We start from the raw sequence: 8831 nt of genomic DNA, 5'->3' as shown, positions 1-8831 counted from the left end.
AAGGGCAACCAGGACCAGCTCCAGCGAGCCGTCATCGACCGCGTCCTTGACCTGACCGAGCAAGAGTGTGGACACCAGGTGCAAGAACGCGCCCATGGGCGCATCCACCGCTGGCGCACCTGGGCGGGGCCGGTACAGGATCTGGATTTGGATCTGCCTCACGCTGTGGCGGTGGCGTGCGTGCGTCGCGACGTGCTGGACCTGGCCGGGCAGGCGTACAGCAAACAGATCGCTTTGATGGTCAGCAGCCGTCCCATGGACGCCGCCGCTTTCCACCGCCGTACCCGCTCCCACTGGCACGTGGAGAACCTGGAACATCACGTGCGGGACGTGTGCTGGGCCGAGGACGCCCACCAGGCCTGGATCGGGGCCGGGCCGCAGACCTTCGCCACGCTGAAGAATCTAGCGATGAGTCTGCTGCGCTTGCACGGGCACCGTCAGATCACGCGGACCACGCAGTGGATCAGCCGGGATCGCTCTCGGGCGCTGCCGTTCATCCTCACCTGAAATCACTCAGAGTGACCAGTGCCCTGACTTTGAAATCGCCCTGCCCGCCGCAGGGCGGGTGCGGGGCGGGCCGGTGGCGCAAGACCGCACATGCGGAAGGAAACGGGACACCGTCGTCAGGACACCCAACCCAGGTTGTGGTGACACCGTCACGGACCTTTCGTACAGAAACGCACGGAATGCTGATGTTCGCTTAAGACATCAGCAACGGTGGACGGAATAAGCGGGGAACACAACGACCAGACAGAACGGACAAGTTCGCTCCCGGCCGTAGTTGAAAGCGGTCGCCAAGAGGCTCCTATACGATGTTCCACTCGTCCTGGTGGACCCTCGGGAAAAGCGCACGGCCAAAGCCGCCACACCTGGTCGACGGCTGGTCGAGGTGGACACGGCCGATTGCGCGACCCTCTCTGCATCGCACCGACCTAGGCCATCCAGGTTCCGGCGAAGTCAGGTCCGCAGGAAACCGATCGGGCGGGTCCCGTCACGGATCAAGGCACGGTTAGCCATGGAGGTCTTGTCGAACACGCTTTCTCTGAGCAGGCAGATCTCGGTGTTGAGCAGGGCGGCGACCAGGTGCCGCGGCCTGCCCTGCGGTTGTGTGGGCACCGCGAACGCGGTTCTGCCGTCGAGGGAGGTGTGCCACCATCCGTGGGCGACGGCGACGGCGACGGCGACCGCGCCCCTGGGCGGCCCGTGCCACCAGCACACGGTCGAGCAGGCCGGTGTCCCAGAGGGCGAACACTGGGCGAAACGTCACTCCATCAAAACCGGTACCTCCAGGGCGCGCTTGTCCCGCTCAGAGCGAATATCGATGTAGGAGCGCTTTGATCCGGTCAGCGTGCTGTTGCAGTATCGAGGGGGCCAGCTCTCGCATTTTGCCGTCGAATCGCACGGAAGGGCCAGCGACCGTTAGGGCCACAGGTCGTCCCGGCCCCTTCACGACCGGCACGCTGCAGGCCCAGACTCCCGCGTCGATCTCGCCCTCGCTCGTCGCATGTCCCAGTCGGCGCACGTCCGTGAGGTCCACATCGAATCCCGTGACCGCGTGATCCCGACTCAAGTCCTGTAGCGAGGCGAGCACCATCTTCCCCGACGCCCCGACCCCCAGAGGCGCGGTGTGCCCGCGCTGGAACGTGAAGCGCATCGGTCGATCCGTCTCCTTGACTTCGACACAGACCACGCCCTCACCGAAGTGCTGCATGAGCATCACGGTCTCGTCGAAGGCGTCCGCCGCTTCGGCGAGGACCGGCTTGGCTATCTCTGCCAATGTGTTCGACAGTTGCGCGGCACGGGCGAGCGACATCACCTTCGCCGTCGGATGGTAGGTGCCGCCCGTGCCTTCCTCGATCAGCTGCATCTCCTTCAGCAATGCGACATGGCGGTAGGTCGTCGGGATCGGAGCGTCCACGAGCTCAGCCAGCTCGGCAACCGTCGCTGCGGTTCTTCGCTCCGAGAACGAGAAGAGGATCTGCAGAACCTTGCGGGCGCTGCCGGATCCGGGCGTCTTCTTCTCCACCGCAGCGTGCTTGGACGACTGGCTCGCCATCTTGACCCCTCCGCACTAGGTGCTATCGTGGTTTCTCGCAGAACGACATCATACTATCACATAGTGATAATCAGGCCAACTGGATGAAGTGAGGCGCGATGAAAATCGATTCCTTCTGCCATATTCTCCCGCCGAGGTACGCTGAGCGTTTCTTTGCGATCAATGACAGCGAGCCACTGAAAAATCTCCAGCAACGCACGCGCAACATTCCTTCGCTGTTCGACCTCGATCTCCGCTTCCGACAGATGGACGAGTTCGGTGAGTATCGGCAGATCATCAACGTCGCCGCACCTCCGCTCGAGGATATGGGGGGCGCGGCCTTCAACGCGGAGATGGCACGGTTGGGCAATGAGGCGTTGGCCGAACTGGTCGCCGACCACCCCGACCGGTTCATCGGCTTCTGCGCGGCAGTCTCACTCGATGACCCGCAGCGTGCTATCGAGGAAGCTGAATACGCTTTCACGCAGCTCGATGCGGTGGGCGTGCAGGTGTACTCACATGTCAATGGAAAGCCGCTCGACTTGCCCGAGTTCGATGCATTCTGGGCTAAAGTCGCAGAGTACGACAAGATTGTCCAAGTGCACCCCAACCGGACATCGGCTTGGCCGGACTACCCCACTGAGGCTCGTTCGAAGTACGAGATCTGGTGGGCTCTCGGCTGGGAGTACGACCTCTCCGTGTTCTGTGCACGCATCGTCTTCTCCGGCGTCCTCGAGCGCTGGCCGAACCTGAAGTTCCTCATCCACCACGGCGGCGCCATGATCCCCCACTTCGCGGGACGCGTTGGTGAGGGCTGGGACCAGCTGGGTGCGCGCACACCTGAGGCCCAGAAGGAGGACGTCACGGCACCGTATCCACTCACGAAGCGTCCGCTTGACTACTTCAAGATGTTCTACATAGACACCGCGACGTTCGGTGCCGCGGACCCATTGTTCACGTCGATCAGGTTCTTCGGCGTGGACCGCACTCTGTTCGCCTCCGACAGTCCCTACGATCCCGAGAAGGGCCCGGGCTTCATCCGCTCGACGATCAGTGCGCTGGAGAGCTTCGAGACGCTCACCGACGACGACAAGACCGCGATCTATCAGGGCAATCCAGTCAAGCTCTTCGGACTGACCCAGGAGGCCGAAGTCCAATGATTCACGCCCAAAAACTCTCGGCGACCCAGGTGGTGATCGCGGGAGCGGGACCGGTCGGGCTCACCCTCGCGATCGCGCTGGGTCGGCAGGGAATCGGCGTGAGACTCTTCGACAAACGCCCCGGTTTCGGCAAGCTCCCGAAGATGGAGCGCTGCAATGCCCGCACGATGGAGAACTTCCGCCGTCTAGGCATCGAGGACGAGATTCGCAACGCAGGTCTCGACAACGACATGCCGATGGACGTCTTCATCTGCCTTGAGGACTTGAACCGGCCGCCCCTGGTCAGGCACGAGTACGACTCAGTGAACCAGCTCCGGGCCCAATACCAGTCCACTCGCGACGGGAGCACCGCCGCCGTCCCGTACCAGCTCATTTCCCAGTACACGCTCGAGCCCTTGTTGAGGGATTTCGCCCATCAGCATTCTAACGTGAGTATCGAGTTCGATCGTGAACTCGTCGACTTCTCTCAGTACGAGGGCGGTGTCACCGTCACGCTCGAAGATGCCCGGGGTGCTCGATACGAGATTTCAGCCGACTACCTTGTCGGCTGCGACGGCGGCTCCAGTACGGTGCGTGATCTGCTCGGATTCACGCTCGAAGGCGAGTCCTTGCTGGCGATGAAGCAGGCCTTGTTCTATTCTGAGGATCTGCTTGACCGAATCCCGATGGGGAAGGGCCGACATTACCATATCGCTGACGATAAGAACTCTTTTCTTATCGTGCAAGACGACAAGCGGCACTTCTCGCTGCACGCTACGGTCGCTACCGACCAGGAGATGATTCCGCTATTCGAGAAGATTATCGGGTTCCCCGTCGACTACGAGACGCTCTACATCGGCGGGTGGCAACAGCGCCTTATGCTCGCCGACCGGTTCCGCGATCGCCGTGTGTTCATCGCTGGCGACGCGGCGCACCTCGTCATCCCAACCGGCGGGCTCGGCATGAACACGGGTGCGGGTGACGCCATCGACTTGTCGTGGAAGCTCGCCGCAGTGCTCCAGGGCTGGGGCGGGCTCGGACTACTCGACTCCTACGAGGCGGAACGGCGCCCCACGGGACGCCGAAACATCTCAGCGTCTCGCCGTGCCGCACAGGGTCGCCGTGCCTGGAGGAACATGTGGCGCCCAGAAATCGCCGACACTACAGCGCGGGGCGCCGCGGCTCGTGCCGCTCTCATCGAGGTCGCCGAGCGAAAGCAACGCTGGAGCAACGATCTCTACGGGATCGAGCTCGGCTACCGTTACCAGACCTCGCCGGTGCTCGCCTACGACGTGCAGCCCGAGTCAGAGGACCAGGAACTCGACTTCGAATACAAGCCCTCGACTGAGGTTGGCTGTCGGCTGCCGAACATCTGGCTCGCGTCCGACCACTCGATCCAAGACGAGATCGGTTGGGAGTACGCACTCATCGACACCACACGCGCCGGGGTCTCCAGTGCTCCCCTCTCCGAGGAGTTCCTGCGAATCGGCGCGCCGTTCCGCGCGCTGCGCCCAGATACCGACCAAGCAGCCAAAGTGTACGGCGAATGCCTGCTTCTCGTACGGCCCGATCTGCACATCGTGTGGCGGGGAGAAACTCTGCCTGAAGACGTCGACCTGCTGGCGCAACTCGTCACCGGCCGTGCGGCGCAATTCCACGCCCGCTAACCCGGAGCTGTCATTCCCGTCATCGGGATCGACTGTGCGAGAGCGAGCTAAGCGGAGACTGGCTTCCGCTCCACCAGTACTTGGGAACACCGGATCTTCGAAGTTCATGGGTGTGGGCCTCCCGTCTACTCCGGCACGTGGTTGCACAGCGTGACCGAAGGCTTTGGTTGGCCCGGTTCCGGAAACCGAAGGCGTTGCGGGCCTCGAGCTTGATCAGGCGGTTGTTGCCTTCGGAGGCGGCGTTGGTGATACCGGTGGCCAGACAGGCCTCGATCGGCCTCGGACGTTCCCTTAACAGCCAACACAACCGTTATGCGCTGGCAGAGCACACTCGGCAAGCACACGAGAGCAATCGTCCGAAAACCTCACCCCCGGGGTCAGCGCCCCGCCCTTCTGGGACAGCCACAGGAACGGCAGGTGCGCGTCCGGGTGCTGGGCGCGCTGGCGCAGGTGGCGGTCCAGGGCCTTGGCGGTGGCGTGCGTGAACTTCACGTGGCGGCTCTTGTCGCCCTTGCCTGTGACTAAGGCCCGCCGCTTGTCCAGGGAAACGTCGCTGAGCTTGAGACCGGCCAGCTCGGCCAGGCGTATGCCGGTATCCCGCAGGAGCTGGATGATGGCGCTGTCGCGCAACCTGCAGGCGTCACCCCGCTTGGCCGCGCACCGGTCCTGCCTGTTCGGGGCATCTTCAGGATGCGGTCGACCTCGCCCTCCTCGAACACCGGAACCGGCTCGGCCACCACCTTGGGCGGCTTGACCTTGCGCATCGGGTCGGTGATCTCTTCCTCGTCGGCCAGCCACTTGAAGAACTGCTGCAGGCAGCGGTACTGGTTGTTCACGTAGCTGGACGAGTACTCGCGGCGGTGCAGGCGCACCAGCCACGCGCGGACGTGTATTCGGCTGACCAGCTCCCAGTCCCGGACGGGCTCGAAGGTGACCATGTCAGCGCTGCTGTCAGCCGAGGTGTCGTAGCGCCGGTCGGTGTCCGTGGGCTGACCGTCGGCAAACAGGTGCTCGGCGGCGAACCAGGCGACGGACTCGCGGTACATCGCGACCGTGCGCTCGCTCTTCTTCTCCGAGCTCAGGTGCGCAGGCGTTGGACTTGATGTGGAGGTTCAGGGGTCCAGCGGCCATGTTGCGCGGCCCCCGACGAACACGCTGGGTACCCATAGGAGATAGCTCTCCAGGCGACGAAGCTACGTGGCAGCGATCTCGCCATGGGAGTGATACCAGGTCAGGCAAGAGAAGAGCCGACGAGGGGACTTGAACCCCTAACCTATCGCTTACAAGGCGATTGCTCTGCCAATTGAGCTACGTCGGCCGACAGACCGGGGCTGGGCCCCGGTGCGTCCAACCAGATGGTACCGGTTCTGGCGCCGGGTGGCCTACTCGGCCCGGGCGCCGCGGCGGCGAGCGACCTCGTATAGGGACACACCCGCGGCGACGGAGGCGTTCAGGGACTCCGCTCCACCGATCGGGATGCTGGCGACGACGTCGCAAGCCTCGCGGACCAGGCGGGACAGGCCCTTGCCCTCGGAACCCACCACGAGCACCAGCGGGCCGCTGGCCAGCTCGAGGTCGGGCAGCTGGGTGTCGCCGTCCGCGTCCAGACCGGCGACGAACAGCCCCGCCTTCTTGTAGGACTCCAGGGCGCGGGTCAGGTTGGTGGCCTGGGCGACGGGCAGCTTGGCCAGGGTTCCGGCGGAGGTCTTCCACGAGGCCATGGTCACGCTGGCGGCGCGGCGCTCGGGGATGAGCAGGCCGTGCGCGCCGAAGGCCGCGGCCGAACGCGCGATGGCACCCAGGTTGTGCGGGTCGGTGACCCCGTCCAGGGCCACGATCAGCGGCGGGGTGTCGGACTCCAGCGCCTGGTCCAGCAGTCCCTCGGCCGCCCAGTACTGGTACGGGCGGACCTGCAGCACGATGCCCTGGTGGGTGGCGCCGGGCAGCCCGTTGCTCTCACAGCGGCGGTCCAGGTCGGTGCGGTTCACCTCGACCACGTCCACGCCCTGGTGGCCGGCCAGCTTGGCGGCCTCGTTGACGCGGTCGTCGGGGTCGAGGCTGTTGGCCAGGAAGAGGCGGGTGGCGGGCATACCCGCCCGGAGCGCCTCGATGACCGGGTTGCGGCCGATCAGCAGGTCGGAGTTGTCCGGGCGGTCGGGCGAGCGGTCCTTGCGGGGGCTGTCCGAACCACCGGCCGGGCCAGCGGCCTGGGCGCGCTTATTGGCCTTGTGCTTCTGCTTGCCGTCGTACCAGTGCCGCTGCTCCGCGGGCAGGGTGCCGCTCTTGGGCTCGAGGGAACGCCGGTTCTTGCCGCCGCTGCCCTTGGTCGGGCCCTTCTTGTTCTTCTTCGCCGGCATGGTCGCCGCCTCCAGATACGTGTTGCGAGCATGCCGGAAGAACACTTCCGGCCGATGGGGTAGCCGCAACGCCGAGGGGCGGCGGCAACATCCCAGCCTAAGGCCGACGCGCTACCACACGCGTCGGCGCCGGGGCCGGGCCCGGTGTGTTCCCCGGACCCGGCCCCGAACCGAATACTCAGCCCTTGCGCAGGTCCCAGCGGGGGCCCTGCGGCGTGTCCTCCACGATCACGCCGGCCTCGGCCAGCTGGTCGCGGATGGCGTCGGCCGCTGCGTAGTCCTTGCGGCCGCGGGCGGCCTGGCGCTGCTCGAGGGCGACCGCCACCAGGGCGTCCACGACCTCGCTCAGGCCCTGGTCACCGCCGGACTCCCACTGCTCGCCCAACGGGTCCAGGCCGAGCACACCGAGCATGGTGCGCAGTTCCGCAGCGAGCTCCAGGGCCCGCTCCTTGGAACCGGAGGCCAGTGCGGTGTTGCCCTCGCGCACATGGCCGTGGACCACGGCGAGCCCCTGGGACACCCCGAGGTCGTCGTTGAGGGCCTCGGCGAACCCGTCGGGGACGTCGGCGGCCGGGTTGACGGTACCCAGCACCTCCGTCGCACGCGTGAGGAATCCCTCGATGCGCTGGTAGGCGGCGGCCGCTTCCTGGAGCGCGGCCTCGGAGTAGTCGATCGTGGACCGGTAGTGGGCCTGGCCGAGGTAGTAGCGCAGTTCCACCGGGCGGACCTTCTGGACCATCTGCGGGATGAGCAGCGAGTTGCCGATGGACTTGCTCATCTTCTCGCCGCCGACGGCCAGCATGCCGTTGTGCAGCCAGTACTGGGCGAAGCCGTCGCCGGCGGCACGCGACTGCGCCTGCTCGTTCTCGTGGTGCGGGAAGATCAGGTCGAGCCCGCCACCGTGGATGTCGAAGCTCGGCCCCATGTACTTGGTGGCCATGGCGGAGCACTCCAGGTGCCACCCGGGACGGCCCCGCCCCCACGGGGTGTCCCAGCTGGGCTCGCCCGCCTTGGTGCCCTTCCAGAGGGCGAAGTCGCGGGGGTCGCGCTTGTCCCGGTCGGGGTCGGAGTCGGCGGACTCCACCACCTGGTCCAAGCGCTGGTTGGAGAGCTCCCCGTAGGCGGGGTAGGAGCGCACGTCGAAGTAGACGTCGCCCGAACCGTCGTCGGCCGCGTAGGCATGACCGGCGTCGATGAGGCGCCGCATGAGCTCGATCATCTCCGGCACGTGGCCGGTGGCGCGCGGCTCCACCGTGGGCGGCAGGCAGCCCAGGGTGTCGTAGGCCCACGTGAAGGCGCGCTGGTTGCGCTCGCTCACCTGCCACCAAGGCACATCCTCGTCACAGGCGACGTTGATGATCTTGTCGTCGATGTCGGTGACATTGCGGCAGAAGGTGACCTCGTAGCCGAGGTGGGTCAGCCAGCGGCGCAGGATGTCGAAGTTGACCCCGGACCTGATGTGGCCGATGTGGGGTGGTGCCTGCACGGTGGCACCACACAGGTACAGGGAGGCACACCCCTCGCGTAGCGGAGTGAACTCTCGGACCTGTCGGGCACTGGTGTCATAGAAGCGCAGACTCACGTTGTCAAGCCTATCCGCTTTCCCCTCGCGCACGCGTCACAAACTACGAAG

10 protein-coding genes and 1 tRNA gene are annotated in these 8831 nt (G+C 65.5%); 3 read left to right on the top strand and 8 right to left on the bottom strand.

From position 1 onward, the window contains the following. The first annotated feature begins 147 nt into the window (after window positions 1-147). Window positions 148-507: a hypothetical protein gene (locus ACYVDG_RS18690; protein ID WP_460754304.1), complete on the top strand. Its 360-nt coding sequence runs from the start codon at window positions 148-150 to the stop codon at window positions 505-507. 450 nt (window positions 508-957) lie between these two features. On the opposite strand, the gene ACYVDG_RS18685 is transcribed toward ACYVDG_RS18690, so the two are convergent. Then, on the bottom strand, window positions 958-1218 hold the full coding sequence (locus ACYVDG_RS18685; RefSeq protein ID WP_460754301.1) for a hypothetical protein: 261 nt from the start codon (window positions 1216-1218) through the stop codon (window positions 958-960). An 88-nt stretch (window positions 1219-1306) separates the two neighbouring features. After that, window positions 1307-2056, bottom strand: a complete 750-nt coding sequence (locus tag ACYVDG_RS18680; protein WP_460754298.1) for an IclR family transcriptional regulator — start codon at window positions 2054-2056, stop codon at window positions 1307-1309. 98 nt (window positions 2057-2154) lie between these two features. Between ACYVDG_RS18680 and ACYVDG_RS18675 the strand changes: the two genes are divergently transcribed. Next, window positions 2155-3195: an amidohydrolase family protein gene (locus ACYVDG_RS18675; protein ID WP_460754294.1), complete on the top strand. Its 1041-nt coding sequence runs from the start codon at window positions 2155-2157 to the stop codon at window positions 3193-3195. After that, window positions 3192-4841 carry an FAD-dependent monooxygenase gene (locus tag ACYVDG_RS18670; RefSeq protein ID WP_460754290.1) on the top strand — a complete coding sequence of 550 codons (1650 nt, stop codon included), beginning with the start codon at window positions 3192-3194 and terminating at the stop codon, window positions 4839-4841. The genes ACYVDG_RS18675 and ACYVDG_RS18670 overlap by 4 nt, the downstream gene beginning before the upstream one ends. 19 nt (window positions 4842-4860) lie before the next feature. On the opposite strand, the gene ACYVDG_RS18665 is transcribed toward ACYVDG_RS18670, so the two are convergent. From ACYVDG_RS18665 to cysS, 6 genes are all read right to left on the bottom strand, one after another. Further along, window positions 4861-5148, bottom strand: coding sequence for a transposase (locus tag ACYVDG_RS18665; RefSeq protein WP_460754286.1), 288 nt, complete (start codon window positions 5146-5148; stop codon window positions 4861-4863). Further along, on the bottom strand, window positions 5133-5471 hold the full coding sequence (locus ACYVDG_RS18660) for a site-specific integrase (protein WP_460754282.1): 339 nt from the start codon (window positions 5469-5471) through the stop codon (window positions 5133-5135). The genes ACYVDG_RS18665 and ACYVDG_RS18660 overlap by 16 nt, the downstream gene beginning before the upstream one ends. Beyond that, a complete protein-coding gene (locus ACYVDG_RS18655) occupies window positions 5363-5887 on the bottom strand; it encodes a hypothetical protein (protein ID WP_460754279.1) in 525 nt (174 codons plus the stop codon). Before ACYVDG_RS18655 ends, ACYVDG_RS18660 begins: the two co-directional genes overlap by 109 nt. Window positions 5888-6086: 199 nt before the next feature. After that, window positions 6087-6159 (bottom strand) — tRNA-Thr (locus ACYVDG_RS18650). A 64-nt stretch (window positions 6160-6223) separates the two neighbouring features. Next, window positions 6224-7198: a 23S rRNA (guanosine(2251)-2'-O)-methyltransferase RlmB gene (gene rlmB / locus ACYVDG_RS18645; protein WP_460754275.1), complete on the bottom strand. Its 975-nt coding sequence runs from the start codon at window positions 7196-7198 to the stop codon at window positions 6224-6226. Between the two features lie 178 nt (window positions 7199-7376). Then, the gene (cysS, locus tag ACYVDG_RS18640) at window positions 7377-8780 is read right to left on the bottom strand and encodes a cysteine--tRNA ligase (protein ID WP_460754272.1); all 1404 of its coding nucleotides are present in this window, start codon (window positions 8778-8780) and stop codon (window positions 7377-7379) included. Window positions 8781-8831: the final 51 nt, after the last annotated feature.

This window comes from Nocardiopsis oceani (assembly GCF_054777395.1).
Note: the sequence above shows the minus strand (reverse complement) of the source record. Positions and strands in the feature narration are given on the sequence as shown.